Origin of the sequence: Termitidicoccus mucosus (assembly GCF_038725785.1) — a bacterium.
Lineage (GTDB): Bacteria > Verrucomicrobiota > Verrucomicrobiia > Opitutales > Opitutaceae > Termitidicoccus > Termitidicoccus mucosus.
The window spans coordinates 1,553,435-1,579,921 of the sequence record NZ_CP109796.1 but is presented as its reverse complement, the minus strand read 5'-3'; the positions used below and the strand labels follow the sequence as shown (position 1 = coordinate 1,579,921).

The 26,487-nt window shown below is 58.7% G+C and carries 25 protein-coding genes; 17 read left to right on the top strand and 8 right to left on the bottom strand.

Annotated elements, in window-relative coordinates; translation table 11 throughout:
* Nucleotides 1–12: 12 nt before the first annotated feature.
* Both OH491_RS05310 and OH491_RS05305 read left to right on the top strand, forming a co-directional pair.
* On the top strand, nt 13–1,104 hold the full coding sequence (locus OH491_RS05310; RefSeq protein WP_068771977.1) for a LacI family DNA-binding transcriptional regulator: 1,092 nt from the start codon (nt 13–15) through the stop codon (nt 1,102–1,104).
* Nucleotides 1,104–3,080, top strand: coding sequence for a rhamnogalacturonan lyase (locus tag OH491_RS05305; RefSeq protein WP_068771978.1), 1,977 nt, complete (start codon nt 1,104–1,106; stop codon nt 3,078–3,080). The genes OH491_RS05310 and OH491_RS05305 overlap by 1 nt, the downstream gene beginning before the upstream one ends.
* A gap of 44 nt (nt 3,081–3,124) precedes the next feature.
* Here the strand turns inward: OH491_RS05305 and OH491_RS05300 are convergent, their stop codons facing one another.
* From OH491_RS05300 to OH491_RS05290, 3 genes are all read right to left on the bottom strand, one after another.
* On the bottom strand, nt 3,125–4,561 hold the full coding sequence (locus tag OH491_RS05300; RefSeq protein WP_068771979.1) for a phytoene desaturase family protein: 1,437 nt from the start codon (nt 4,559–4,561) through the stop codon (nt 3,125–3,127).
* Nucleotides 4,562–4,585: 24 nt separating this feature from the next.
* Nucleotides 4,586–5,032 carry a phosphoribosyl-AMP cyclohydrolase gene (hisI, locus tag OH491_RS05295; protein WP_068771980.1) on the bottom strand — a complete coding sequence of 149 codons (447 nt, stop codon included), beginning with the start codon at nt 5,030–5,032 and terminating at the stop codon, nt 4,586–4,588.
* A gap of 99 nt (nt 5,033–5,131) precedes the next feature.
* Entirely contained in the window at nt 5,132–5,434 is a 303-nt protein-coding gene (locus tag OH491_RS05290) for a gamma-butyrobetaine hydroxylase-like domain-containing protein (protein ID WP_068771981.1), read from the bottom strand.
* A 175-nt stretch (nt 5,435–5,609) separates the two neighbouring features.
* On the opposite strand from OH491_RS05290, the gene OH491_RS05285 reads away from it, so the two are divergent.
* On the top strand, nt 5,610–6,086 hold the full coding sequence (locus OH491_RS05285) for a hypothetical protein (RefSeq protein WP_068771982.1): 477 nt from the start codon (nt 5,610–5,612) through the stop codon (nt 6,084–6,086).
* A 19-nt stretch (nt 6,087–6,105) separates the two neighbouring features.
* Here OH491_RS05285 and OH491_RS05280 read toward each other — a convergent pair whose 3' ends face one another.
* The gene (locus OH491_RS05280) at nt 6,106–6,606 is read right to left on the bottom strand and encodes a GNAT family N-acetyltransferase (RefSeq protein ID WP_068772034.1); all 501 of its coding nucleotides are present in this window, start codon (nt 6,604–6,606) and stop codon (nt 6,106–6,108) included.
* A gap of 1,440 nt (nt 6,607–8,046) precedes the next feature.
* Between OH491_RS05280 and OH491_RS05275 the strand changes: the two genes are divergently transcribed.
* From OH491_RS05275 to OH491_RS05210, 14 genes are all read left to right on the top strand, one after another.
* Nucleotides 8,047–9,564 carry a TonB family protein gene (locus OH491_RS05275; RefSeq protein ID WP_084442482.1) on the top strand — a complete coding sequence of 506 codons (1,518 nt, stop codon included), beginning with the start codon at nt 8,047–8,049 and terminating at the stop codon, nt 9,562–9,564.
* 32 nt (nt 9,565–9,596) lie between these two features.
* Entirely contained in the window at nt 9,597–10,295 is a 699-nt protein-coding gene (locus OH491_RS05270) for a hypothetical protein (protein WP_145928990.1), read from the top strand.
* Nucleotides 10,296–10,666: 371 nt separating this feature from the next.
* Nucleotides 10,667–11,608, top strand: coding sequence for a hypothetical protein (locus tag OH491_RS05265; protein WP_145928991.1), 942 nt, complete (start codon nt 10,667–10,669; stop codon nt 11,606–11,608).
* Between the two features lie 53 nt (nt 11,609–11,661).
* A complete protein-coding gene (locus OH491_RS05260; RefSeq protein ID WP_145928992.1) occupies nt 11,662–12,717 on the top strand; it encodes a hypothetical protein in 1,056 nt (351 codons plus the stop codon).
* Between the two features lie 132 nt (nt 12,718–12,849).
* A complete protein-coding gene (locus OH491_RS05255; RefSeq protein WP_342750899.1) occupies nt 12,850–13,437 on the top strand; it encodes an O-antigen ligase family protein in 588 nt (195 codons plus the stop codon).
* A 207-nt stretch (nt 13,438–13,644) separates the two neighbouring features.
* Nucleotides 13,645–14,412 (top strand): hypothetical protein, encoded by a 768-nt coding sequence (locus OH491_RS05250; protein WP_342750898.1) that lies wholly within the window; start codon nt 13,645–13,647, stop codon nt 14,410–14,412.
* Nucleotides 14,413–14,508: 96 nt separating this feature from the next.
* Nucleotides 14,509–15,000, top strand: a complete 492-nt coding sequence (locus tag OH491_RS05245; protein WP_342750897.1) for a hypothetical protein — start codon at nt 14,509–14,511, stop codon at nt 14,998–15,000.
* A gap of 277 nt (nt 15,001–15,277) precedes the next feature.
* Entirely contained in the window at nt 15,278–15,511 is a 234-nt protein-coding gene (locus tag OH491_RS05240; RefSeq protein WP_342750896.1) for a hypothetical protein, read from the top strand.
* Nucleotides 15,486–16,316, top strand: a complete 831-nt coding sequence (locus OH491_RS05235) for a hypothetical protein (RefSeq protein ID WP_342750895.1) — start codon at nt 15,486–15,488, stop codon at nt 16,314–16,316. The genes OH491_RS05240 and OH491_RS05235 overlap by 26 nt, the downstream gene beginning before the upstream one ends.
* 300 nt (nt 16,317–16,616) lie before the next feature.
* A complete protein-coding gene (locus OH491_RS05230) occupies nt 16,617–17,051 on the top strand; it encodes a hypothetical protein (protein WP_342750894.1) in 435 nt (144 codons plus the stop codon).
* A gap of 251 nt (nt 17,052–17,302) precedes the next feature.
* Nucleotides 17,303–17,602 (top strand): hypothetical protein, encoded by a 300-nt coding sequence (locus OH491_RS05225; protein ID WP_342750893.1) that lies wholly within the window; start codon nt 17,303–17,305, stop codon nt 17,600–17,602.
* 102 nt (nt 17,603–17,704) lie between these two features.
* The gene (locus tag OH491_RS05220; protein ID WP_342750892.1) at nt 17,705–18,145 is read left to right on the top strand and encodes a hypothetical protein; all 441 of its coding nucleotides are present in this window, start codon (nt 17,705–17,707) and stop codon (nt 18,143–18,145) included.
* A gap of 313 nt (nt 18,146–18,458) precedes the next feature.
* On the top strand, nt 18,459–21,329 hold the full coding sequence (gene mobF / locus OH491_RS05215; protein WP_342750891.1) for a MobF family relaxase: 2,871 nt from the start codon (nt 18,459–18,461) through the stop codon (nt 21,327–21,329).
* Nucleotides 21,326–21,712, top strand: a complete 387-nt coding sequence (locus tag OH491_RS05210; RefSeq protein WP_145928589.1) for a hypothetical protein — start codon at nt 21,326–21,328, stop codon at nt 21,710–21,712. Before mobF ends, OH491_RS05210 begins: the two co-directional genes overlap by 4 nt.
* 347 nt (nt 21,713–22,059) lie before the next feature.
* Here OH491_RS05210 and OH491_RS05205 read toward each other — a convergent pair whose 3' ends face one another.
* The 4 genes from OH491_RS05205 to OH491_RS05190 all read right to left on the bottom strand — a co-directional run bounded on the left by OH491_RS05205 (nt 22,060) and on the right by OH491_RS05190 (nt 26,462).
* A complete protein-coding gene (locus OH491_RS05205; protein ID WP_342750890.1) occupies nt 22,060–22,911 on the bottom strand; it encodes a hypothetical protein in 852 nt (283 codons plus the stop codon).
* Nucleotides 22,908–23,330: a hypothetical protein gene (locus tag OH491_RS05200; RefSeq protein ID WP_342750889.1), complete on the bottom strand. Its 423-nt coding sequence runs from the start codon at nt 23,328–23,330 to the stop codon at nt 22,908–22,910. The genes OH491_RS05205 and OH491_RS05200 overlap by 4 nt, the downstream gene beginning before the upstream one ends.
* 94 nt (nt 23,331–23,424) lie before the next feature.
* Entirely contained in the window at nt 23,425–24,522 is a 1,098-nt protein-coding gene (locus OH491_RS05195; protein WP_068769025.1) for an A/G-specific adenine glycosylase, read from the bottom strand.
* A 200-nt stretch (nt 24,523–24,722) separates the two neighbouring features.
* Nucleotides 24,723–26,462 (bottom strand): putative manganese-dependent inorganic diphosphatase, encoded by a 1,740-nt coding sequence (locus OH491_RS05190; RefSeq protein ID WP_068769026.1) that lies wholly within the window; start codon nt 26,460–26,462, stop codon nt 24,723–24,725.
* Between the last annotated feature and the right edge of the window lie 25 nt (nt 26,463–26,487).

Below are 26,487 nucleotides of genomic sequence, written 5' to 3'. Positions count from 1 at the left end.
AATCCTCGCCCCTTGCAAACCCGCGCATCCTCAAAACCGCCATCGACTCGTGACATCGCCCGTGTCCTCGGGCTTTCGCACAGCACCGTGGCCGAGGGGCTTCGCAATAATCCCAACATCAAGCTCGAAACGCGCAAACGCGTGCAGGCCGCGGCAAAGGCCCTGGGCTACCGGCGCAATCCGCTGGTGGGCGCGGTCATGTCCCGGATGCGCCGGCAGCGTGGGAGCGAATTCCAGGGCGTGGTGGCCATCGTTGACCTTGACGGCGTCAAAGGACGTCCGCCCGGCTCCGCTTGCTACCATCGAGAACTCGCCGAGGGCGCCAGCGAGCGCGCGGTCGAGCTTGGTTTCAAGGCCGAGATTTTCCATGCGCGCGGTCACAGGATCTGCGGTCAGCCTATCGACGCGGCCCTTCGGAAATGCGACATCCATGGTCTGCTGCTCCTGCCCGTCAGGGATCGCTCGATCATGGCCGGGCATGATTGGTCGCGTCACGCGGCAGTTTACGCCGACTGCGAAACCGGGCAGCCGGCGTTCCACAACATCTGCCCAGATCATTACAATGCGATGCGTCTGGCGATCAGACGCCTCTGCGCGCTCGGTTACCGTCGTCCCGGCCTCATATTGCAGCAAAGCGAGGAAGCCCGGCTGCACTGCCGCTGGGAAGACGCCTGGTGGCTCAGCCAGGCCGGCCCAGACAAGCACCTGAAAGTTCCCCCGCTGGTCATGCCCGAAATGGAGCGCAGTGTTTTTTTTAAATGGTTTGGAGAATATGATCCCGATGTCGTGATTTGTCACAATCCCGTCGCGATGGACTGGATGCGCGCGTGGGGCGCGAAAATCCCGGGCACGCATGGTTTCTGCTGCCTGAACATCACAAAAAATCCCGATATCGCCTGCTCGGGGCTTGACCAGCAGCCGTATCTGGTCGGCGCGCGCGGCATCGAACTGGTGATCGGGCAAATCTACCGCAACGAATACGGGCTGCCTGAGCATCCTTCGACGACGACCATTCCCGCGCTATGGGTGGATGGTCTGACCCTGCGCCCAATGCCGGCGGACGGCGCATCCGCGCCCACCGCGACGGCCACCATTTCCTTATGATGTCCATCAATATAAAACCTCTGCGGTCGCTTGCAGTCTTTGTTCTCGCCGGCTGCTCCCTTGGCGCGCCTGCCCTTCCTGTTGCATCTGGCGCCGCCACCGAAGGGCCGCCGCCCTCGCTCATGGAGAATCTCGATCGCGGCGTCGTGGCCGTGCGCGCGTCGGAGTCGTCCGCGTTTGTGAGCTGGCGGCTTCTCGGCACGGAGACGGCTGATGCCGCTTTTGATATCTATCGCTCGACGGATGGCGGGGCGCCGGTGAAGTTGAATAAAACGCCGCTTGCCCAAGGCACGAATTTCACCGACCACGCGGCGGATTTTTCAAGGGGCAACACCTACACGGTCCGCGCGGTTTCGCGAGAGGCAGGCAAAGAGCTGCCGCGCGATGATGTGAAAGCGGCGACTGCGCCCAACACGCTTCCGGCCAACGCGCCGGTGCGCCAATATATTTCCGTTCCACTGCGCATTCCAGAGGGAGGCACGACACCCGATGGCGCCGCCTACGCTTATAACGCCAGCGATTGCTCCGTCGGCGACCTCGACGGGGACGGCGAATACGAAATCGTCGTGAAGTGGGATCCGACCAATTCGCACGACAACGCGCACGATGGATACACGGGCAATGTCTATCTCGATGCTTACAAACTGGACGGCACGTTCTTATGGCGCATCGACCTCGGCAAAAACATCCGCGCCGGCGCGCACTATACACAATTCCAGGTTTACGATCTCGATGGCGACGGCATCGCCGAGGTCGCCTGCAAAACCGCGGACGGCACCGTGGATGGCACGGGCAGGATCATCGGCGACGCCAAGGCCGATTATCGCAATGAGCGCGGCCGCATTCTCAGCGGCCCGGAATACCTGACTGTTTTCAACGGACGCACCGGTGCGACGATGGCCACCGTCGATTACGTGCCGCCGCGCGGCGGGGACGGCTCCGGCTGGGGCGACCCGCGCGGCAACCGCGTCGACCGCTTCCTGGCCTGCGTCGCCTATCTCGATGGCCGGCGCCCGAGTCTCGTCATGTGCCGCGGTTACTACACGCGGGCAGTGATCGCCGCCTGGGACTGGCGCGACGGCAAGCTCACGCGGCGCTGGGTCTTTGACAGCGACGACGGCACGCCCGGCAACAGGGACTATCGCGGACAGGGGGCGCACAATGTGCTCGTCGGCGATGTCGATCACGATGGCTGCGACGAAATCATCTACGGCGCCGCGGCCATCGACCATGACGGCAAGGGGCTCTATTCGACCGGCCTCGGCCACGGTGACGCGCAGCATCTCACCGTCATGGACCCATCCGGCAAGGACATGCAGGTATGGATGGTGCATGAAAGTCCGAAGCAATACCGCGACGCGGCCATCGAGTTTCGCGACGCGCGCACGGGCAAGCTCATCTTCGGGCGCGCTGGTGAAGAATGGGGCGATGTCGGGCGCGGCGTCGCCGCCGACATCGATCCGCGCACGCCCGGTTACGAAATGTGGGCCTCGCGCGGCGCGCTCTACGATTGCAAAGGCAATGTCATCTCGGAAAAAACGCCGCGACAAAAGAACTTCCTTCTTTGGTGGGACGGCGATTTCCTCCGCGAACTGCTCGACGGGGTGACTATTTCCAAGTGGAACTGGGAGACGGAAAAATCCGACGTGCTTTTCACTGACGCGGAGTGCGCCTCCAACAACGGCACCAAGGCCACGCCCTGCCTGAGCGGTGATATTTTCGGCGACTGGCGCGAAGAGGTCGTCTGGCGCACGAAAGACAATCGCGAGTTGCGCATATACACCACGACGATTCCGACCACGCACCGCCTTTTCACGCTCATGCATGACCGCCAGTATCGCACGGCCATCGCATGGCAAAACACAGCCTACAACCAGCCGCCGCACCCGAGCTTTTATCTCGGCGAAGGCATGACGCCGCCGCCCTGGCCAGGCATCCAGGCTGCGCGCCAATTCACACGGGGATCAAAAGAATAAGAACGCCGCGTCCATGAAAATCCCTGGCCAGGCGGTGGTCCGCTTTACTTTGATTTCAGCGCGTGCAGATGGCTGTCGATCTTGTTGGCGGTGATGACGCCGTAGTTGATCGTGCCGAGCCAGCCGGACATGATGATGCCGACGCTGCCGGCATGATACAGGCCGGGGAGGTTTTCGCTCAACTGCATCGAGACGGGCAGCCCTTCGAATTTCGTGCCGAAGGACGTGCCTTGGGCGTGGCGGGTGTAGCGTTCGATGGTGCGCGGGGTGGCGGCTTCCTTCCAGTCGATCTTTTCCCGCACGCCGGGGATGAATTTTTCGAGCGAGGATATCGCCTCCCCGATGAGGCGCTCCTTGTGCCGTTCGTAGGTGGCGTCGTCCATTTTTTCCCAGTCGGGATAGCGGCCGTTGAGCGAGGCGACGACGGCGTAGCGATCGGAGCCGGGGCGCGTGTCGGGGTAATAGACGGAGAAGGTGCGGCTCGTGGTGTGAAGGTCGATGAGCTCGGAGTTGCTGTATTCGGGCGCGGCGGAAGTGAAGACGAGGTCGCCGATGTGCGGGATGGTCTCGCCTTTGCGGATGCCGAGATAGACCTGGCAGGAGCTGGTGTTGATGCGGACGGCGCGGGCCTGCTCGACAAAATCGGCGGGAAAATTCTCCGCGCCGGCGAGGCGGAAGATGGTGTTGTGGATGTTGGCGTTGGAGAGAACGGCCTTGGCGCGGATGACGCGGCCGTTGTTGGCGACGACGCCGCAGGCGGTTTTGCGGCCGTCGCGGTTTTCGACGAGGATGCGTTCGACGAGGACGCGTTTGCGCAACTCGACTCCGTTTTTGCGGAGCTCGTCGGTCATCTTCTTGATGAGCAGGTCGGAGCCGCCGCGGAAGGTGAAGACGCCCGCGCCCATGAAGTTCGAGAACACGATGCCGTAGGTGATGGCGAGGTCGTCGAAGTTGGAGCCGTTGGCGTAGGAGATCGGCTCCATGAGCAGGCGGTGCACGTCGGGGCGGCCGGGAAAAAAGCGCTCGAACATCGCGCCGGTGGTCTCGGTGTTGCGGTCGTAGTAGTTCATCGCGCGCAGGTGCTCGTAGAACGCCTCGACCTGCGCGCGCGGAAGCTTGAACTGCTCGACGAGCACGCGGGTGTAGTCCTCGCGCGTGAAGGTGGTCCACACGTCCATCTGCGGATTGACGAAGCGGATGTCCTTGAGCTGCACGATGGCGTCGGCGATCTCCTTCGTCCAGTAGCGGCGGCAGGACTTGATCATGCCGCTGGGAAAACCGTGCAGGGAGATGTCGAAGATGTGCCCGCCCTTGCGCGTGAACCAGGTGGCGAGGCCGCCGAACTGGAAGTGGTGCTCGAGCAGGAGGACGCGGTGGCCCGCCTTCGCGAGGACATTGGCGCCGGTGAGGCCGCCGAGTCCGCTGCCGATGACGATGACGTCGTATTCGTCGGCGACGCCTTTTAACCAGTCGTAGGCCATGAGGGGCGGGAGGGCGGGCGCGGCTTATTTCTTTTTGTAAACCGTGGCCGGATCGAAGAGGCGCTCGGCGGTGTATTCGAGCTTGAACGCCGGGTCGTCAAGGTCGGCGAGGCGGCGGTAGAAGCAGCTCTTGTATCCGTTGTGGCATGACGCGTTGGCGGAGCCGGTTTGCTCGACCTTGATGAGGATTACGTCCTGGTCGCAATCGGTGTGGAGCGACTTGACCCACTGCACGTTGCCGGACTCCTCGCCTTTCATCCAGAGTTTGCTGCGGGAGCGGCTCCAGTAGGTGGCCTTTTTGCTTTTCAGGGTCGTGGCCAGGGACTCGGCGTTCATGAAGGCGAACATGAGCACTTCGCCGGTGGCGGCGTCCTGCGTGATGCAGGGGATGAGTCCGTCGGCGCCGAATTTGGGCTGCAGCGTGGTGCCGAGTTCGATTTCCTGGTTGGTGGTGCGGGAAGGGAATGTCATTTTGTTGGTTTAAGTTTTAAGTTTAAGTTGAAAACCGGGGAATGGGGCGATGGCAAGGGAAGGCTGCGCGAGGGCACGAAACGCAGGCGGACGCGCAGCCTACGAATGTCGCGAGAGATCGCGCAGGTAGTCGTAGCTGTAGATGCCGGTGCGGTGGCCGTCGCTGAAATCGAAGCGCAGCGCGTAGTTGCCGACGTGTTCCCACGCGGTGATTCGCACGCCGGAGAAGTCGGTGCGGCCGGAGCCGCCGTATTGGTTGCCGAAAATATCCCGCTCGCCGCGCTGGTCGGCGCTGGGCGAGGCGGCGCGGAGCTTCGCGGCGGGGAAATACGACTCCACGCCGTCGTCCCACACGATGGCGAGTTCGCTGCCGATGAGCTGGATGTTTTGCGGAGTGTTCAAGAAACGGGCATTTGAAGGGCGATTGACGGAAAGAGTGAAGCTGGAAATGCCGGATGGACCGAAAATCGGGCCCCGTCGCTGGCGGTTTGAGCGGATTTGGCTAGGTTGGCGTCCTTGCGCGCGTCGCGATGACGGCGACGGCGGAGAATAACCGAGAAATTCATACCGATATCCCATGAAAATGACAATAAACCGATTTGTGTTCAGTCTGGCGGCGGTAGTCGCGACGGGCGTTGCGTTTGCCGTATCCGGTTGCTCAAAAAGCGAGAAGAAACACGCGGCAGACGATGCCGAACACGTTGCCTCGCGCATCAGCGAGATGGCGGGCGATGCCTGGGCCAGCGTAAAGGATGCGACCTTCGAGCAACGCTCGGCGTTCGTGGCCGGCGTCTCGAAAACTGCGGACGATTTCGAGGCGACCTCGAAGGGATGGGGCGCCCAGCTCAACACCCTGAGCGGCGACGCAAAATCAGGCGCGCAATCGGCGCTGAACGATTTCAACACGGCGGTGGCCGATTTGCGCCAGAAACTGAAGGGCGCGGACGGGGCGACCGCCGAGACATGGGCGAGCGTCAAGGCGGGCATCCAGTCCGCGTGGACGAAGGCCCAAGAGGCCTATGTCAGGGCGAAAGAGTCGTTTGCGGGCAAGTAAGGCACGCAGTCGGGTCAGGTCAAACCAGCCACCGGGTGAACAAATCGCGGCGGTCGTCGGTGAAGCCGTGCTTCGTGTAGAGCGAGCGGGCGCGGGCGTTGTGGGCGTTGACTTCGAGACGAATGGCCCGCGCGCCTTGGCTGCGCGCCCAATCGGCGGCGAAACGCAGCGCGTCGTTCGCCAGGCCGGCGCCGCGCGCGGGCGGCGCGATGTAAAGCTCGTCGAGCAGCACGAAGCGTCCGTGAAATTCCATGCTGAAACAGAACGTCAGCGCGAGGTGGCCGAGGGGCGGCTCCGTTGCGGCATCCTCGCGCCCGGCGGCGGCAGCGGCGCGGCGCAGGAGGAAAAGCCGGCCGGCGGCGGGATTGGCGAGCAGGGCGCGCACGCCTTCGCCCACGGCGTCGGGGCGGAAGGTGATTTTGTCCTCCTCATAAAAATCGCGCATCAACGCGATGATGGCGGGTTCGTCGCTGGAGGTCGCTTCCGTCCAGCGATGCGACGCGGGGGTTTTGCCGGGCATGATCATTGAAGGTCGTGTTATATACCATTCCCCAATGAAAATCACCCTTCTGCTGGAGGGCCGAGCTCCTGCGAGGCCGTCGCGGTTATACGCGACGGGTTTCCGCGACGGCCTCGCAGGAGCTCGGCCCTCCAGAGGAGTGAATTTTGTTCGGAGTTGGTCTTAATTGTCACGTGATGGCGTGAAGCGCGGGTTTTGTTTTTTGAAAAGAGAGTCAGCGGCGCTTCGCGCCTTCGGTTTTGACGGCAGGCAGGGATGCCCGCGTTATCTTCACGAATAAGTCGCTCGTATTAGCGGACTTATTTGATGGTTAGTGGTTTAGAACAGGAAGAGAGTGGCAGGTCGGAGAGGAAAAGTGAAGCAAAAAACACCGTTTCTGGCAACTTTTTGGCAACGGCATGCGGTTTCCGCAAAGGTGTCGCCTCGCTTGTATCCATAATTTGAATACGAAATTAAATTCGGATTAAATAATGGGGGGAATCCGCCCGGTTTGGCGAGCCCGGATTTCCGGGATTTCCCGTACCGGTGCGAGCGGGGGTGTTTCCTCTCCTCCATGCGCGCCTGCCCGAATGGTTGTTCTGGCGACGCATGCGTGGAATGCCGCAAGTCGCGTGCCGCCGGTCGGCGTGTGCGGGTCATGGCTGGCGTGTGCCGTATGCTTTTGCTGCCGGCGGCGGCCGGCACACCTCCGCGCCCCATAGTTGCGGATCGGGTGTCGCGGGCAAGGTGGAAAGCGTAGCGAACCTTGCCCGCGGCACCATCATCGGCAACGGGGCGCGACGTGTGGTCTTTCCCCGCTTGCCACGTCAAGGCATGGCCGGGATCGGGATGCGTTTCAGCGATTTCCGCCGCGCGCAATGCGTTCGGGACAGTCTTCCGCCCTTGGCGAATGAGGGCCATCGGTGCATGGGTTTCACCCTGTTTTCGCCTGATAAGATTCCCCCGCGTGCCTGCGGAGCATGCCTGCCATCGGGCAGGCGCGCGGCCTGCCGGTTGCCAGTCGGCCCGGAAAGCAGTCGCGGGACGCCCGGAGCGCAGCGAGGACGCGCCCGCGTCTGCTTCCGCGTGCCGTATGGTTCTGCCGCCATTCCGCGTGGACGCGCCGTGGGCGAGGGACGAGAGCGCGGCGCGTCCTCGCGGGCGTCGGCCCTGCGGTGGTTCGCCGCTTCATCAGCCATGCCATCGGATGGCGCATCTTTTTGTCATAAATTGGATACGCAACGCGACTGTGATACACATGAGGTTTTCGCAATGATTACGAAGCAGCCTCGAACGCCGATGCCCTGATAGGATGAATGATGGGAGTATTTTTAGGAGCGGACCCCTATTATTGTAAAAAAATGAAAAAACAAATTGACGAAATAAGGACAACTATATGCAATCTGTGCACTTGCTCCTTTCCTCTGCGCGATTTGAGCCGCTCACTCCTATTCCTCAGCCATGCACATTCCAAATAAACGTCCCAAAGCGTGGTTTGTCATTGGAGGACTTATCTTTGCTGTGGTCGGTGTAGTCGCCGGAGTGCGCTTTTTTTCCTCAAACTGGACCGCCTCAACGTCTTCACTGCAATTTTCTTTAAAACCGACAGCGATTCAGGCTATGGAATCGTCCGCATCGGCTAGGGACACGCAGTCGGGCGATGCCGGGTTTGCCGTCCAACAACAGGAAAAGAAAAAACTGGTGAACCCGTCCACGCCGGAGGGGCTGCGCCTATTGGAGCAGGCACGGGCATTGGAGATCGGGCTCAATGGGAGCCCGGTGGATTTGCAAAAGGCGTTTGCGCTCTACCAGAAAGCCGCCGCGTTGGGCAGCGCCGAGGCATGGTATCGCATGGGTGTTCTCGCGCGGGACGAGAAGGTGGACGGCGTGGACGCCAAAAGCGCGATGAAGTTTTTCAAGGAGGCCGCCGATGCCGGTTACACCGACGCCTATGCGGCGCTGGCCCGCGCCTACATGGAGGGGCAGTTGACAAAACCGCATGTTGCCAAAGCGGATTTTTATTTGAATTTGGCGCTTGAGGCCGGGAGTGCGGAGGCGATGTTTTTGAAAGGATCTTTGCTTGTGGGAACCGATGGTTCGGAACAAGTGGGTCTGACACTGTTAATGGAGGCTGCAAAGGAAGGCAACGCCGATGCTCAATATATGATAGGTCGCATGTATCGTGACGGAATGGTGGTCGGGCGGGACATGGACATGGCTGCACAGTGGCTCCATTTTGCCGTTGAAAACGGCTCCGTGCGAGCCAAGACGGACTTGGGATTGTTGATGTTGAATGATAAATCTTTGGAGGCTGGGCAAAGAGAGGAGGTCGGCAGACTGCTTTCAGAGGCAGCGGATGCAGGGAACGGCAAGGCGGCCTATGCGCTGGCAAAACTGTTTTTTGAAGGGAAACCTTCGCTCGGAGCGTTGACTGCGATTCGCGAATACGCGGAAAATGCGTATGATAGCGGGAGATCCGACGGAGCGTTCTTGATGGCGCTGAGTCATGCCGTCGGGAAAAATCCCGACCTCGACCGGGCATTGCAGTGGCTGGAGATGGGGAAGGCCGACCAAAGCTGGCGCAGCCAGTATGCATTGCTGTTAATTCAAGGAGGGGCGGACACTGTGAATGCATTCAAGACCGTCGCCAGTTCCGAATTCAAGGACTGGATGAACGCGTTCGCCGAAACGAAGTCCACGTCCGGAAATGTCACGCTGCCCAAGTTCATTGAGTTGACGAAACCCAAAATGCCAGACTCCTTGGCGGCGTTGAATATAAAAGGCACTGTGACGGTGGCGTTTGTGGTCGCGGAGGACGGAACCCCACAGGGAATACAGGTGCTCAAAAGCTCGCATCCCGGATTGAACGACGCCGCCATGAAGACGGTGGAAACATGGAAAATGACACCTGCAACGAAGGGCGGGCAGTATGTGCCACATAAAATAAGGATACCGATTTCGTTCGGAAACGGGCAGTGATTGAGATTCAATGAACATGCATATTTTTCCCCATGAATACATATAAAATCGTCCACATGCTTTTCAAAATCAAGTGCCTGTTTCTGGCATTTTTGCTGATACCTTGTTCTCTCCATGCGATGGAATACATCGGCGGCGGTGATGGAGACGGCGATGGGGATGGAGGCGACGGGACGGAGTATCCGGGCATGGGCGACAGTGACGGTGATGGTGAGCCTGAAGACCCGTGGTGGGAGGAACAGGAATGGGATGATGAAGAATATTATGAGTATCAGCAATACTATGAAAATCTGTCTGATGACTTGAGTGACAATCCGTTCGGCGATTTGGATGATGACGAGGGCTTTTGGGGAAGCTTATGGGGAACCCTTGGTGGTATCGTTGGTTGCATAGGTGAATTATTTTCGGATATACTTGATCTAGCCGTGACGATTGCAGCGGGCGCGCTGTATGCTGTGGGGTTGATATTTGATGGTATTGGCACAGTGATTTCCGGAATAGGAGGGGGTGTAAGTGGATTTGGCGACTGGGTGGGCTCCACGCCGGCAGACCTTGGATTATTACATGAAACATTGGATTGGGCTGGGGGAGAAATCAAAAAAATGGGAGGGCATGTGGAGCAGTTGGGGGGAGACTTATCAAGCGCAGGAGAAGCTCTTCAAAGCTTTGCCTCGGAGGTATGGCATCCATCTGTTCCAACCAACACACCACCGCCTCCGTGGGCTGATTAAAGAACGCTTGGGTTTATAGCTGTCATTCTACGTTTTTAATAAAGGAAGTGCTTCCCAGATTTTCCTCGTGGATGAAACATTTGAGATACTCCGCGTCCGGGATGCGGGGGGCATTTCATTCTCAAACGCTAAATGACGGAAGCTCTTCAAAGCTTTGCCTCGGAGGTATGGCATCCATCTGTTCCAACCAACACACCACCGCCTCCGTGGGCTGATTAAAGAACGCTTGGGTTTATAGCTGTCATTCTACGTTTTTAATAAAGGAAGTGCTTCCCAGATTTTCCTCGTGGATGAAACATTTGAGATACTCCGCGTCCGGGATGCGGGGGGCATTTCATTCTCAAACGCTAAATGACGATAAATAATCCACAATGCCCGCATCACGACAGTTTATTTTCTATCTATTTCTGGCCGCCATTATGACGGGCGGATGCGTCCTGCCGAAAAGAGAAAGGATTCGTGCAGGGGAAAACGCTACGCCGCCAATGCGCGAAGGCAGCGTCCCGCCCGATGGAAATATTTTAACAATCAAACGAACCGACGGCATCTTTGGGAAGATGATTCACCGGGATGCGCTGACGCCGCTGGTTGCTGCGGTAACAAAAATGGATATATTTGCCTCCAGCTGCACGGCATTCACCATCGATGAAACATATGATTCTCCCAGTGCTGGCAATCTCAGGACAATCACCCGCTTTGACGCATCACAAAGCCCCGCAGATCGGGTTGAGATAATTATTTATAATAACGCGCCCCCCTCCGATGAGTTCAAGGCGTTAATCACCAGAAGAATGGTGGAAGCCTATGGGGAAAAAACAATAATGCCTAGGGCGTGGATGAAAGAACTGGAGGGGAACATCAAGCGTGGCGCCTGTCACATGGAAATCAATGAAAATATATTTAAATATGTGTTCATGACGCGGCATGTCATAAATTACAGCCTTTCCGGGTTCAACATAAGGGGCCATTTTAGCCATTCGAAAAAAAGAAGGGTTGAATACGAGGTTGATACAACCACAGGCAACCTTGTTGGATACAGGATTTTCTTTTTCGATGGCAAGGACATAAAGGATATGTCCGGATCGAAATTGAAACTCTTGGAGGTGGTCAGAACCTATAATTATATATCAGCTAATGTCATTCCCGTTTCTGGATCATACCGGCTGCGATGCCAGTCGCCCGATGCGGACGGTAGGCAGGTGGACAGGACGCTTGTGCGAATCATCGGCGATTATAAAAAAGTGACGTGTTACGATGACCGTCTTCGTGTGGATATTGGCGAAGGCATGATTGTCGATGATGGCCCGAAATAACACCTATCATTGGGCAAGGATAGGGGCATGACCATGCAGGCAGTATTTCAACCATGGATTTCCATGAATCAAATTTTCTGAATAGAAAATGGCGAGCATGCTTCGCGCAGGCAATTGTCTGCCTGCTATTTCTGGCATCCGCGACAACTGGCTGCGTTTTGCCGGGGAAAAAACAGCCGGGGCCGGATGCGCACACCTCGCCGCACATGGGAGCCAATGTCGCCGCAATCACACCCGTCACTGTTCCCCCGGCGTTGGGGAAAGCCAGTTTGCATGCGGACCCGAATTTCATGCCGCCGACGGGGAGCGGCGTCGTGGCAATCAAACCCGCCGCCGTTCGCGACGGGAAAGCCAGCGAACGGGACGAATTCAAACCGCTCATTGAGGCTGCGACCAAGATGGACCGTTTTTCTTTTTCCTGCAAATCATACACCTATAAGGAAACATACGACCGCCCGGACGGCAGAATCGCCAAAACGATATATCATTATAATGCCGCGAAACCGCCGGCGGAAAGACGCGCTATGGTTCTTCTTCACAACAGTCCGCCCACTGAGAAGCAAAAAAATGCCATCGCGGAAGGTGCGCTCAAGTTATACGGAAAAAAGAAAAAGCGCAAGGAATGGATAAAGGCACTGGAGGCGAATATTAAACACGGTTCGTGCCATATGGAAGCCCTTGGCAATGTATTAAAATATACATTCCTGACGCACCATCGATCTGATTATAAATTCAACAGGTTCTATATAAAAAACGAGGGCTATGGTGTCAGGCAGGAACGGAGAATCGAATACATGGTCGATATGTCCACGGGCGACCTCGTTGACTATAAAACGATTTTCTGCGACGGGATCAGGGTGCGCGACACGGCGGGCGTGGAACTGGAGCTTTTGGAAATTCGCAGGACTTTCAGCCATGCTCCTGACTGTGAAATGCCGCTTTCCACCACCTACCATGTGCGCCTGCGAACAGCCGCCCCGGTGGCGGAGGATGGTGCAAAGGCAGAGGGGGCGATCACGGGAATAGGCCGCGATTTCAAAAAAGTGACATGCTATGACGACCGTCTCCGCGTTGATATCGGCGAGGGCGAGGTTATCGGCATGGAATAATACAATGGCTAGGGATATGCAAACCACATTCCAACCATGGGTTTCCATAAATCAATTTTTCTCGAATGAAAGGTGGCGGGCGTGCTTTGAGTCGCCGATAGAATGCGGGATGGTCATGGCGGCGATGGTCGCATGGCTGTGCCTGCCCTGTTGCTCTTCCTCCATCGTGCGCTGCGTGTTGTTGTGTCAATCATGGCGGCAGGGGCGGCGGTTTGCCTTGCTCTCACCGGTTCGCGTGGGCCGATTCTCGCGGGATTATTGTTATTCATCGCGATTTTCTTTCTGACGCGTCGCCATGGTCTGGCTTTACGCAGGCATGCCGCCGTGCCGTGCGTGACCGGATTGATGGCCCTGCTTCTTTCGCTTTTCATATTTCCGGCGGGTAAGCGCATAGGGGATATGGTAGGCGGCGGCGATGCCTCCATCCTCAACCGCCTCGAATTATGGCGGGCGGCGGGGCCGATGAGTTTTATTGAACCGCTAACGGGAATCGGCATCGGGGAGAGCGGGCATTTTTTCAGCCAGTGGTATCAGCCCGAGCGCCTGAACTATTCCTACACGGGATTGTTGAACAGCTATCTTGAGATTGCGGTGGAGCGGGGGTTGCCGGCGTTGGGGTTGGTGTTGTTTTTTGGGTTTATGGTGATGGCGTCGGTATGGTTTGGCGTCTGCCGTGGCCCGACTGCCAAGTCCGTCTGTGCTAACAGCAGGCAAATCTGACTGTCCGCATTATGTCTCCGCGTTCGGAATTTGCGCGGCGGTGTCACTGCTGCTGCTGCTGTGCGGACTGACCTGCACAGCGCAGGATTACATGACGGTAAACTGGATTGTCCTGTTTAATGTCGTGGTGCTGTGCACCGTGCCTTTGTCCTCCGACGCGTTCTGCCTTGGGCGAAGCTGGCAAGCGGAACCGCGTGTTTCGCCGCGTTGGCGCTGGCGGGCTTGTGGGGCTGGGGCAGGCTTTACGTGGGTGATTATGATTTACGGGCGGGGTTGACGGAAGGTGGCGCGATCAGGCTCATAAAAACAGAAACGCCCGGCGGAGAGGTTTCGGCGGATGCGCAAAAGCTGCTGGTTTTCTGCGACCGGGCCGAACTCGGCACATTATACGGCAAGAAATTGCGGGCGATGCTGTCAGCCAGTCCGCTGTATCGCGAATTTGTGATTCTTGACCCAAGGCGCGCCCCGCCCGAAACTCTGCCCATGGGCAATTATGACATCGCCGTATTTGGCAACGCTGTCCGCTGGCTGCCCAGCTTGCCGCCGCTAGGGACCAAACGCTGGCTTGTGATTCACCCGCGCGGCGGGTTTGTCATGCCACCGAAAGAAATTTTAATGACGGTGTGGTTGCCCAAATATGACAGCACGGGCGGAGATGCAGCATGGAGAAAAAAACCCGGGCCGGCATCATGCAACGGAAAGCGGCTCGCTCGGTGGTTTTGCGGCATGGATGTCATCAATCAAGCGAAAGGATTTTTTGGTGACGCAACGATTTTACATGCGGAAAAAGCGCGGTCCCGTGTTTTTCAGCGGTATTGCCCTTTATCTGGTTCTCGACGGGCATTATTCTCGCGAATCCGTTTTGCCCGCGCAGCTACGGCGCTGGGCGATCTGAATCAGGACGGAGATTTGTTTCTGCGCATCAAGCTATGCACAGTCGAGTTTTCGGAGGATTTCTTTCGAGGTGCTTATTGACCACGCGACAGAAACGGAAGATTACGTCGCGCCGGGCAGCCGGTTTCATTTGCGCCCTTCGAGACCTCCGTGTGGGAGCGCGAGACCGGCAATTTTATGGGAAACACCGGGTGGAGGCAAAATGGCTGTAACAAGCTCCTCTCGGTCAAGGCCAACGGTGGCAAAATTGCCGAAATTCGCGCCGGAAACCGGGTGCTGGCGTCCGTGGAATGGAGCGCAAGCGAAAATCCGTCGGTGCTGCGCTGCGGGAAAACCGTTATGTGTTGTCGAGGACGAGCAGGGGCGGATGGCGCGGATCATCGACGAGGAGATCGGACCGCAATCATCGAGCTTTCTTACAACAAAAACGGTTTGGTCGAGCGGGTAAGGCGAATCGGAGCCAAGGACATGAATGTTTCGTGGAAGGCAAACAGAGGATATGGACGAGGCGATTCCTTGAAAACCTTTCAGTGTAGAGAAAATCAACGATACCAAATACGATTATTTTCGCGCCGGAAACCGGGTGACGATGAAAATGAAGCCACCGGACGGAGACTGGAAGCGCCTGCGATGGGAGTTACAAAACGGGAGGTAACGCTCGTCCGCTAGACAGCGCCACGGTGTGATTTGAAGATTAAGGCCAACACCACTTGATTTAACTACAGATGAACGCAAATAGATGCGGATAAAATCCAATAATATCATGAAGCAACAAATGTTAATGCCTGTTTTGATTCGTGTCTATCTGTGGTCAAAATCATTGGCCGGGCCGCATTGCATTCAAGACAGGTTTTCGGTCTTGTTCTGGCGTCGATTTCCTTGACGTTTCAGCGCTCATGCCGCGTCTGAAAAGGAACCCGCGCCAAGCGGCGTCCGCCTGCCGGTGGTGGTTTCAAAATCTATCGGAGCAGAGATCAAAGACCACTTGGTCATTGGGCCTTTTCAAATCAAAAAAGGGGAGGATTTTGACAAGATTGATTATCTGGAGCGCGTCAATCTAAGCGAAAGCATCGCCAGCGTGGATGAATTTTCCAAGAAATTAAAAGCCATCAGGGTGCCGGATGGGGAGGGCACGATTATCAAAGTGGTTCGTCATGAACGAGCGCCGCCATTTTGTTGATTTTAATCATGCTTTCAACCAACCGGAATCAAAGGAAACGGATGGAATGGTCGCCTATGTCGCGTTCAATGTAACATCGACCAAAAAAACCAACGCATGGATGCTGATCGGCAGCACGGGCGTGTCCCGGGTGTTTGCGAACGGGAAACGTGTTTTCGCCCCCAAGGGCAGGCGATCCCTGTTCATATACAGGGATTTGACCAAAGTGCCGATTGCACCGGGTGACAATCTGGTCGTGGTGAAAATACCAAGGCAGGATACCTTGTGGGGATTTTGCGCGCACTTGTCCCTGGCCGGAGTAAAAACCGCCCAAGCCACGCTTGCGGCGCAATCCTCGCTCGAAAAATCCATCATGAGAAAGAATATTTATTATACATTTGATGAGCCAGTGGCGGCCGCCCCCAGAGGCGCGCCTTTCTCTGTCAAATTTACCGGGCATGTCCGTTCAATCACGGGCGAACGGACAGGGGGGCTGGTGGGCAACAAGGTGCAATGGGACAAGGCAACTGCGCAAAGCGGACTGCACAAGGTGGTGCTTGAGGTCAACGGCAAGGAATATTATGAAAGGCTGCTTGTCGGACACCCGGCGCATGCGCTTCAAGACGCCCTTTTGGAAATAGACGCCCTTCCTTTCCGTTTGCAGGAGCATGGCGGTTTTGCGGCACTCAAGGCCCGGCTTGGATTCCTTGCCTCCCAATTTGAGAAAAACAATGCAGGGAAGGGCGAAATCCCGATCCGATTGGCGGCAGGCGCGGTTGGGAGCGCCGGTTTGTGCATGAGCTATGGATCACACAGGAGGCATTGATGCGAGTCCGCCGGGGCGAGCCGTTTTCCCATGTGACCGGCCTGCATTTGAATGGTTTTGTATCAAGAATCGACGATTCCCAACAATGCTACCGGATATATGTTCCTTCCTGCTATAAAAAGGACGCTTCCGCTCTGCCGCTTGTCGTCATTCTTCCCACCGCCGTTTCCGCCGCCAAACCCTTTTGGAAAGTCCGTTTCTGGACGATCATCATCTGGCGGACCGAATGGCCAAACTCGCGGAAAGGCACGGCGTCATTTTGCTTTGGTCCGCTATCACAACCGACCCACCGGCCTGCCGATGGAATCCGCCCATCTCGCGGAGGTGCTGGAAGCGGTTGGCCGGAATTATCTATTTGATCGCAATCGCGTGACCTTGATGGGCATGTGCAGCGCGCACCGCTGGCTTTCGATGCCTGCGCAAGCTGGCGGACGTTTTGCCGGGATCGCCGTCCTGAACCGGAATTTGTCCTCGACCAAAACATGCCCCGAAACCTTGTGGCCGCTTTTTCGAAAGAAAGGAATTTCGGGAATGGTTTATGAGAGGAGATCGGATGAGTGCTTTTCTAAAGAAAAACTCCCGATGTTTTTATCATCAACGACGGCGGCAACGAACCGGGGCATGGGATTTGAAAACATCAAAGGCATTCGTAACCAAGGCCGTGCGTGCAGCGCGCCTGTGCGTTTGAAACGCCGCCCAGAAGGTCGGCACATTTGGGCGCATGGGAGGATTTGATTGAATGGGCCGCGCAGCAGCTGGAATTAGCTGGGAGGATGGCGCGGAGCGCGTCCGCCGGGGCTCGGTGCAGGACGTGCTGACAGAGAAATTTTGGGTGGTGATCGGGTCGACGGGAAACGATGAGGAGAACGCGGCCAACGCCACCGTCGCGGAGGCGATTCAAGCCGGGTGGCGGAAAACCCATTTCAGCGGATGCCGGATGGTCATGGATAGCGAACTGGCGGCAGAGAAATGCGGAACTCAATCTCGTGCTCATCGGCAACGCACGGACGAACTCGGTCTGGCGCGAGTTGGACAGGGGACTGGGCGTGACGATAACAGGAGACGGCATCACTTGGGGCGAACGGTCATGGTTTGGCGACGGCATCGCCATTCAAGCGGTCATGCGCCATCCGAAAAACCCGGCGCGGCGCATCGTGGTGGTCGGCGGGCTGAATTTGTCGCCCGAGTCGTTCGGAACGTTGAACCTGTCGCGGGACGGTTGGTTTCGTTACGCGGTATGGGGCGGCGGCGATGACGGACCGGAATTGAGGGACGCGAGCCTTTGATACCTAAGCGGCTATATTTGGGCGGCATCTTTCTCCGGAAACCCGGCAAATTACACCTAAGCGCCCTATTTCCCGATGAAATGATGGAATATCATCCACCGCATGAACACATGCGAAAGGATTTCTGCCGCCGAACAGATCAACCAGCTGCACTCCCGCGTGGAAGCGATTTCCAGCCAGTCGCGGACACTGCTCGATGAAGCCTTGTCGGCGGCATGGCAGGCGGGCAAATTGCTCCTCGCCGAAAAACACCGGGTTCGCAAACAGATGGATGCGGGCTCATGGCTTCTGTGGCTGGAGGCCAATTTCAAGGGTCCGCACTGCCCAACGCTACATGAAACTTGCCCGCACGGTTGCGGATACATCCGCCTTTGCTGGCATGAGTTTGAGGCAGGCGTATGCGCGCCTCGGCATCGCCACCGAACCAAAACGGAAGTCCGAAAACGCCATTGCCCTCCAGTTGCCCCGCCATGTGGTTTGTCAAACAGGCTGGTGCTTGCTCTGCGCAAGACTTGCACCCGTCCGTGGCAAACTCTCGCATGAATCCATCCGCCGGACCTCCGGCCTCTCTACAAATTCTCCGGAAGTGTTTTTCTGAATAGCCTCCCATAACAAACAGGCGAGTGCCAGTTTTCAACCCGGACGGCATGGGATCGCGGTGCTTGCAGGAAGCTCCCAAGAGCTGGAGCAAATACCGTGTTCCCATGCCTGATCATTACCGGCGGACAATGGCGGGCCGAAACAGCGCAGCGCGGCCGCATTTGTCCATGTCCGGTGCGCGTGTTCGTTTTCACAGATTGAAGAAAAAGCGCTTCGGTTGACGCGGTCGCAAGTGCGACCGGCATGCACCTCACTTATGAAAGACTCCGCGTTGCGGGCGCGCAAGGGTAAGTGTCTCAACCAAAAAAACGAGGCTTCGTTTCATAAGTGCATGGCCGCCGTGTCGGCAAATGCGACCATGATACAGACAAAAATCCAATATAACCTGAAAACGGCAAGGCAGTATTTTCGCGAGCACTTGGGGCTGGGCGACTATTATTCCGAGGACAAGAAAGTCCTCGGCGAATGGCTCGGCCAAGGTGCTGACAAACTCGGCCTGGATGGCCCCGTGACGGAAAAATCCTTCATCGCCTTGTGCGAGGGATTGCATCCGCAAACGGGGTTAAAATTAGGCCAGCGCATGAACTCGGTCAGGCGCGAGGGTGGTCGGGCCAAGGCCAACCGGCGCGTCTTTTTTGACTTCACGATGGCGCCGCCAAAAAGCGTTTCCATTGTCGCGCTTTATCAGGATGAGCGCATTGTCGGGCTGCACGAAAAGGCGGTTCGCCTGGCCCTGTCGGAGCTCGAAAAGTGTGCGGAAACGCGGGTGCGCAAATCCAGTAAAAACGGCGAACGGGTCACCGGAAACATCATCAGCGCGTGCTTCCGCCATGAGACGAGCCGGGAACTCGACCCGCATCTGCACACCCACTGCGTGGTCATGAACGCGACCTTTGACCCGGTGGAAGACAGGTGGAAGGCGCTGGAGCCTTCGGGCATGTATCGGGCGCATCGGTTTGCCACCAACCTTTACCGGCATGAACTGGCCAAAGGGCTGCGCGCCCTCGGCTATGAAATCCTCAACCACCCCACGGGCTTTGAGATCAAGAACGTCCCCGCCAGTGCCATTGAGCGGTTTTCCAAAAGGCATCATCAAATTGACGAGGAGACGCGCCGTCTGTTGCAGGAAGGCAAGGCTCCTCTTGAAACCACCAATGTCAGCATCAAAGACCTGCGTGAACAAATCGCCCATGGAAACCGCCGACGAAAACTGAAGAACTCGAATGCGGAGCGGTTGCGTGCCCGATGGCGCGGGGAAATGCCACCCGAAGAAGTCGCCTCCTTGAAAGCATTGACGACGATAGCGCCCCTGCCGGCGATAAAGCCGGACCTGCCTGGCATCATGCAATGGGCCGAGCAGTATCTTTTTGAGCGGCGCTCCGTCGTCCATGAGCATGAGTTGCTGGCCGCCGCCCTGGAGCGTGGACGCGGACTGGACTTCGATCTTGATGCGTTGCGTCAGGCCCTGTCGGAGCGCGGTTATCTGAAAGAGCCGGGAACGGACAAGCTCACGGTGCGCGAAGTTTTTAATTGCGAACTGGCAGTCGTGATGGCCGCCGCCGATGGGCGCGGACGGTTTCCCGCGCTGAATCCAAACTATCAGGCGTCTCCGGCGCTTTCGCATGAACAGGCGATGGCCGTAAAAAAGATCCTCGGCAGTTGTGATTTTATCACTCTGTTTCGCGGTGGTGCCGGAACGGGAAAAAGTTTTACCCTGAAAGAAGTGGAGCGGGGGCTGGCGGCTGCGCAAAAAGCAGTCGTGGTGCTGACGCCCCAGCGCCAGCAAGCGCAGGACTTGCAGGCGGACGGGCTGGAGGCCGAAACGCTTGCGTCGTTTTTGCAGCGAAAGCAACTGCCTCCAAACGCGGTCGTGATGGTGGATGAGGCCGGGCAGGTCGGGGCGCAACAGCTCGCTGAATTGATTTGTGTCGTGCAATCGAACGGCGGACGGCTGATCCTGTCCGGGGACACCCGGCAGCATGGAGCCGTTGCGTTTTCCGATGCGCTGCGTGCCATTGAAAAACATGCCGGACTGAAACCGGCCGTGCTCCGGTCGATCCGAAGGCAGGACCCGTCGCGGGCCGGGACATCGGCGGAACGCGCGTTCATCCGTCATTACAGAAACGCGGTGAAGCTGGCGGCGGAGGGGAAAACCGTGGAGTCGTTTGACGCTTTGGATCGTCTGGGCTGCATCCGCGAAGTCGCCGTCGAGGACTATCGAAATGCGCTTGCCTCGGAATATCTGGCCGCCGTTGAGCGAAAAGAGCGGGTGCTGGCAGTCGCCCAAACAAGGGAGGAGGTTCGTCAAACCAATGAGGCAATCAGGGCGAAATTGTTTGAAGCAGGCATCATTGGTCGCGGAGTGCGCATCGACACCTGCCAGCCTGTTGACCTGAATGCGGCCCAGAAAGTGGACCCTCGATTTTACCAGTCCGACTACCATGTGTGTTTTGTTCGTGGTTACGGCCGGTTTGCCAAGGGGGACATTTGCCCCGTGGTCGGGACGGATGACCATGGCGTCATTCTGGAAAAGGACGGCGTATCCAGCAGGGTGAGTTTCCGTTATGCGGAGCGTTTTATCGCCGCAATGCCCGTGTCCTTGGAAGTCGCCCCGGGAGACCGCTTGCAGGTCAAGTTCAACGGTAACTCGCGCGAGGGCCACCGCATCAACAACGGCGAACTGGTCACCGTGCAAAGCATCGCGGATGACGGAGCCGTCGTGGTCAAGGACGCGAGGGGAATCGAGAAAACGATGGAGCCCGCCCAGCGGCTTTTCGTGCGCGGGTATGCGGTGACCTCCTATGGCTCCCAAGGCAAGACGGTTGATACGGTGTTGATGGCCGATGCCGGCAATCAGGCCGCCACCCATGCGCATCAATGGTATGTGTCTGTCTCCCGGGGGCGAAAGCAGGTGATTGTTTTTACGCCCGACAAGACGACGTTGCGGGAGCATGTCCGGCAGGCCGGGGAGCGCGAACTTGCCCTGGATTTGAAACTGGGAATGGCGTCGTCAGTTGACGCGCGCAACAGGGTGTCGAGGCAGTGCTTCATCGGGCAGGATTACCTGCATGGGGAAACTGCATATTTGGAAAACAACAATCATCATCAAAGAGGAATACGAATATGAGCTTAAAAGCAGCGTTATTGGCCAAGAGAGGTTCAAGCATCTACTGCATGGAAAGGCATTACGGGCATGAGCCCGTTGCCATGATCCGGCTTTGTCCGTGGCAGGAAACGGAATGGATGCTGCGGTGGTCTGGTTTGAACTCGCTGAGTCTCGCCCGCGAGGAAGGCAGGGAACGGCTGGAATTGCACTTTGCCCGCCATCACGTGACAGTGATCGGGTTTTGCCTGCACGAGATGCTGGAGGACATCCAGGCCTTCCAACTGAGTTGCATGCGCAGTTTTCCCGCGTCGTATCGGACAACGTTTCCGGCCACGGAGGCATTTATCGAGCAATTGCTCGTCCAGCCGAAAGCGGAGGCGGCGATATCGCCACCAGCCAGGTGACTTGAAGGATTGACTGTCTGCGTTTTCCAGAAAAACGACACGGAATGCGTTTCTGTGTCGTTTTTCTTTTGCGGGGGATGGGGTCGGTTGAGAAGTAAAAAGCCCTGCGTGGTGCAGGGCTTGCGGGCGGATTTTCGGAGGAAATTTCCCACGTGTGGGAAATTCGCGTTATGGCCGGTTGCGCGCGGATGCGCGGCGGCTTCGGAGAGGAATGCGGGATGCAGCATTCCAGCGTCCACGCGAGCGGAGCGTCTGCGCTGAGTGCACATCCCCAAGTGGGGCGGCGCAAAAAACGACGGCATGGCACAGGCGGCCTTGGCGGCCACCCGCGCCACACCGCCACCGTTCTAGGCCGCGAGCCGGCCCGGCTCGTTGGGCTCGGCGGCGGCAATGGTGACGCCCGGCGTCGTGTTCGCCTCCGCCGTTTTCGCTTCCGGTGCCTTCTTCGCCCCATGCCGCTCCCGGCATGATGGCATAATTTTGAAGAAGGCGTCGGCCTCCTGCGGCGTGGTCACGTTCAGGTAATGGCGGCGGATGATTTTTTCCGAGTTGCCCGCCTGCAACGCCGCATCGCCCATCGAGCGGAATTTTCCAACGTGCATCGAAATAAACGTGTGCCGCAACACGTCATGCCCGAGTTTGAATTGCCGCCGGATGTGCGTGATTTTCCCGGCCACGTTCTTCATTTTGTCCTTCGACGGAATGATAGGGTATTGGTCCAACGGATACGCTTGGAGCCACACCGCAAGATTGGGCTGGATGGTCACAAGGCGGCGCATGTTCACCTTCGACACATCTGGTTCGATGGTGATGGCGTTGTTTTCAAGCCGCACATCGGCGGCGGGCAGCTTGGTGATCTCCCCCTCGGGCCGGATGCCGGCAAACAGGCATAGAGCGAAATACGGCACGAGCGCCCCGCCGTGGACGGTCTCGACGTGCGCCATGAGTTGCGCGGCTTGCGCGGCGTTCAGTGCCGGGCCGAGCCCGGTTATGCCCGTGCGCTGCCGGACAATGGCCTTGGCCGGGTTTTCCAGCAGCCAGCCTTGGGCGAGGGCGTATTTGAAAAACGTGGACAAGGTGGCGCGGCGGTTGTTCTGCGTCTTTGCCGCGGCTCCGTCCCTGCGGAGGTATTTTAGGAGTTCTTCGGTCGTCAGTTCGCCCACGCTGCGGTCGGGGAAGTATTCCTTGAAGAGCGTCAATTCGATGCGGATGGCATTGAGCTGCCGCTGGCAAATGGCTTTCGGGTCACTTCCTTGGTGCGCTCCGCGTAGGCGACGATCGCATCGGCAAGGAGGTGGTCGGACTTCGGCTCGCGATGGGTTTCAAGGCCAACGTCGAGGTAGAACGTCAGCGCGCGCGGCCTGTCCTTGAGCTTGAGAAACGCGGCCTCGGCCTCGCGCAACTGGGGCTCAGTAAGGAACGTGGAGGTCACGCGCAAGTCCGAGTCGGCCTGCGCCTGCTTGAGTTGCAGGGTGCCGCGCTCAAGGATGGCGGCCTCCCGGGTTTTGAAGTTTTTGCGGATGCGCTCGCCGAGCAGCCAGCCGGCCACGCGGAACGAAATCATGCCGTTGCGATTCTTGAACGGCTTGATGGTGAATGCGGATTTTTTTGACTTCATCGATCAGGTTGCCGCCATCAACTGGCAACTTTTTCGTGAAGTCCCCGGCTTCCCTCTGGAATCCGGTCTGTTCGCGCAGGCAGGGATGCCTGCGCTACGGCGCGCTACCGCGCGAAGCGGCCGATGGCTCCGTCTTTTTCCGCTTCGCCAGAATTTCGGTCACCCAGCGCCGGTGCGGGCCGGAGAGGGTGACGGTGTCGAGTTGATCGAGGGGAATCCAACGCAGCGAATCGGGCTCCGCGGCGATGCGGCGTTGCAACGCCGGCGTGAGGCGCGCGGCATGGATTTTTTCCGTGATCTGGTAGCGCGTGATACCGCGTTTCCCGGTTGCGAGCAGCGTCGAGCCGTCCGCGGCCAATGCATCCGCCTCCAGCCCGAGCGCGGCGGGCTCGGGCAGTTCGTGCAGGTCCGCGAGGCGCCGCGCGTGCGAGGCGGCGCGGTGCAGCAGAAGCCGTCCGCCGTGCTCGCACCAGACGCGGGTGACGGCGCGCTGCTCGATTTTTTTCGGGGCGAGCTTCGGAAAGTCCTCCGGCGCGCCGGTGAGGCGCGCGGCGCAGAAATCGAGCACGGGGCAGACCGTGCAGGCGGGATTTTGCCGGAAGCAAACGGTCGCGCCGAGCTCCATCATCGCCTGGTTGTGGTCGCCCGGGTTTTTGGGCGGGAGCAGCGCGGCGGCGAGCGCCGCGAAGGCTTTTGACGCGCTGGCGGAATCGCGAAATCCGGTCGAGTCCGCCGTCAGCCGGGCGAGGATGCGCACGACGTTGCCGTCCACGCAGGCGGCGGGAGCGCCGAAGGAAATGCTCGTGATGGCCGCCGCCGTGTAGGGGCCGATGCCGGGCAGTTCGCGCCAGGCTTCCGGCGTACGCGGCGGCGCGGGCAGGGCGACGACGGCGCGCGCGAGGCGGTGAAGATTGCGGGCGCGCGAGTAGTAGCCGAGCCCTTCCCAGAGCTTGAGCACGCGCGCCTCGGGCGCGGCGGCCAGGGCGGAAAAATCCGGCAGCGCGTCGAGCCAGCGCGCGAAATACGGCAGGACGGTCCTGACCTGCGTCTGCTGTAACATGAATTCGGATACAACGGTCTTGTAAAGCGACGGCGCCTCCCGCCACGGCAGCCGCCGGGCGTGCTGCCGATACCACGCGGCAAGGGCGCGCTGGAATTCGTCGCGGCGGTCGATCAGGGTGCGGGCGGGCATGGTGTTGGGAAAAATCGTTCTCGTTCTCTTACTCGTTCTCTCATTTTCTTTCCTCTTTATTCTTTCTCTTTCCTCTTTCTCTTCTCCCCAGGCAGTGCCGCCGGGAGGATAAGGATAAAGAGAAAGATAAAGAGGAAAGAGGAAAGAAACAGAAAATGAGAGAACGAGAACGAGTAAGAGAACGATTGGATGCGGGCGGGCTAGCCATCGTCGCGGGGGAGGTAGCCGGCGGTCTGCATCTCCTTGATCAGCGAGGTGAGGTAGGGGATGAGCTGCTTCTTGCGGCTCACGATGCCGCGCAGGTCGAAAATCTCGTCCTTCTCGACATGCGGGTAGGAAATGCGCGCGATGAAGCTTTCCTCGCCGTGCGCGAGGAGCAGCGAGTTTTGCGAGTTGATGTCGGTGACGAGCAGGCAGGCGAACGAGAGGTTCTCGTCGGTCTGCATTTTTTGCAGGGCGTTGCTGAGCGGCTTGGCGTGTTTCCAGAAATTGCCGAAGCCGAGCTCCTCCACTTGCGAGACGGAGAAGCGCACGCCGTCCTCCTGGTAGATCTTGAAATCGGAGCGGATGACGGAGTCGGGAGGATTGGCGAGGATGACGGAGCCGGAACTGAAGATGGCGTCGGCGAGTTCGCGCGAATCGACGCCGGCGATCTTGCCGAGCCATTGGAGGAGGGTCACGTCCTTCTCGGTGGTCGTCGGGCTGTTGAGGTGGAGCGTGTCGGCGATGATGCCGCTCATCATGAGGCCGGCGATGTCGGGCGCGGGCGTGAGGTTTTCGCGCCGGAAAAGGTCGGCGACGATGGTGCAGGTGGAGCCGACCGGCTCGTTGATGAAGAGAATGGGCTGCTGGGTGTTGAGCGCGCCGAGGCGGTGGTGGTCGATGACCTCGGTGATGGTCACCTCGTGGGCGCCGGGGACGGCCTGCGACATCTCGTTGTGGTCAACGAGCACGAGGCGCGTTTTCACGGGCTTGAGGACGTCGGTTTTGGTGACGATGCCCTGAAGGAGGCCCTCGTCGTTGAGGACGATGTGCGCGGCGGCGCTGCTGATGGCGACGCGGCGGCGGAACTCGGAGAGCGGCACGTCGGGGCCGACGGAGGAGAACTGGCGGTCGATGAGGCGGTCGATGGTGGAGGCGGTGCGGACGACCCACGCGGTCGTCGCGGAATCGTAGGGGCTGACGATGAAGCTGACGCCGGCCTGGCGGGCCTGCTCGATGACTTCCTCGTCCACGGGGAGGTCGCCGGTGATGACGACGGCGCGCACGCCGATCTGGATGGAGCGCTGCTGGATGTCCCAGCGGTCGCCGACGATGATGATGGTCTGGGCGTCGGGGACGCCGGCGCTTTCGGAGTATTTGCCGAAGGAGCGTATGTCCATCGCGCCGACGCGCACGTAGAGGGTTTCGCAGCGGTCGGGATCGGTGATGTGGAGGACGCGGGCGTGGAGCGCGCGCGTGATGTGGGCGAGCGAGGTCTCGACTTTGCGCATCTCGCGGGGCTCGCGGGCGCGGGGGACGAAGTGGCCGCCGAGCTGGAAAATGCTGAGCGTGCCGAGCACATGCTGGGCGTCGGCGGTGATGGGGAGCACGCGCACGTCGTGCTCGTCGATCAGGGCGAGGGCTTCGGCGCAGGTGGCCGTGATCGGGGCGGAAACGACGTCGCGCACCATGATGTCGCGGACCCGCGGAGTGACGTCGCTGAGGTAGAGCGGGAGCGGGGTGTTGAAGCGCCGGAGGATGGTGTCGATGCGGTCGTTGGAGTTTCCGCAGCGGGCGGCGATATAGCCGTGTTCGCCGCGGGCCTCCTTGAAGGCGGCGTAGGCGATGGCGGAGCAGACGGAATCGGCATCAGGGTTGCGATGGCCGACAATGTAGGTGGTCGGCGGAGCGGAATTGGATGTGTTGGCGGTGTGTTGATGTGGTTCAGTCTGGGCCATGCGTGGTTAGAAGATGGCGGACTGT

Coding starts and splice junctions, on each gene's coding strand:
- OH491_RS05305 (WP_068771978.1), top strand. CDS start 1,104: ATGTCCATCAATATAAAACCTCTGCGGTCGCTTGCAGTCTTTGTTCTC.
- OH491_RS05300 (WP_068771979.1), bottom strand. CDS start 4,561: ATGGCCTACGACTGGTTAAAAGGCGTCGCCGACGAATACGACGTCATC.
- hisI (WP_068771980.1), bottom strand. CDS start 5,032: ATGACATTCCCTTCCCGCACCACCAACCAGGAAATCGAACTCGGCACC.
- OH491_RS05285 (WP_068771982.1), top strand. CDS start 5,610: ATGAAAATGACAATAAACCGATTTGTGTTCAGTCTGGCGGCGGTAGTC.
- OH491_RS05280 (WP_068772034.1), bottom strand. CDS start 6,606: ATGCCCGGCAAAACCCCCGCGTCGCATCGCTGGACGGAAGCGACCTCC.
- OH491_RS05275 (WP_084442482.1), top strand. CDS start 8,047: ATGCACATTCCAAATAAACGTCCCAAAGCGTGGTTTGTCATTGGAGGA.
- OH491_RS05270 (WP_145928990.1), top strand. CDS start 9,597: ATGAATACATATAAAATCGTCCACATGCTTTTCAAAATCAAGTGCCTG.
- OH491_RS05265 (WP_145928991.1), top strand. CDS start 10,667: ATGCCCGCATCACGACAGTTTATTTTCTATCTATTTCTGGCCGCCATT.
- OH491_RS05260 (WP_145928992.1), top strand. CDS start 11,662: ATGGATTTCCATGAATCAAATTTTCTGAATAGAAAATGGCGAGCATGC.
- OH491_RS05255 (WP_342750899.1), top strand. CDS start 12,850: ATGGCTGTGCCTGCCCTGTTGCTCTTCCTCCATCGTGCGCTGCGTGTT.
- OH491_RS05245 (WP_342750897.1), top strand. CDS start 14,509: ATGGGAAACACCGGGTGGAGGCAAAATGGCTGTAACAAGCTCCTCTCG.
- OH491_RS05235 (WP_342750895.1), top strand. CDS start 15,486: ATGAACGAGCGCCGCCATTTTGTTGATTTTAATCATGCTTTCAACCAA.
- OH491_RS05230 (WP_342750894.1), top strand. CDS start 16,617: ATGGAATCCGCCCATCTCGCGGAGGTGCTGGAAGCGGTTGGCCGGAAT.
- OH491_RS05220 (WP_342750892.1), top strand. CDS start 17,705: ATGAACACATGCGAAAGGATTTCTGCCGCCGAACAGATCAACCAGCTG.
- mobF (WP_342750891.1), top strand. CDS start 18,459: ATGAAAGACTCCGCGTTGCGGGCGCGCAAGGGTAAGTGTCTCAACCAA.
- OH491_RS05210 (WP_145928589.1), top strand. CDS start 21,326: ATGAGCTTAAAAGCAGCGTTATTGGCCAAGAGAGGTTCAAGCATCTAC.
- OH491_RS05200 (WP_342750889.1), bottom strand. CDS start 23,330: ATGAAGTCAAAAAAATCCGCATTCACCATCAAGCCGTTCAAGAATCGC.
- OH491_RS05195 (WP_068769025.1), bottom strand. CDS start 24,522: ATGCCCGCCCGCACCCTGATCGACCGCCGCGACGAATTCCAGCGCGCC.
- OH491_RS05190 (WP_068769026.1), bottom strand. CDS start 26,462: ATGGCCCAGACTGAACCACATCAACACACCGCCAACACATCCAATTCC.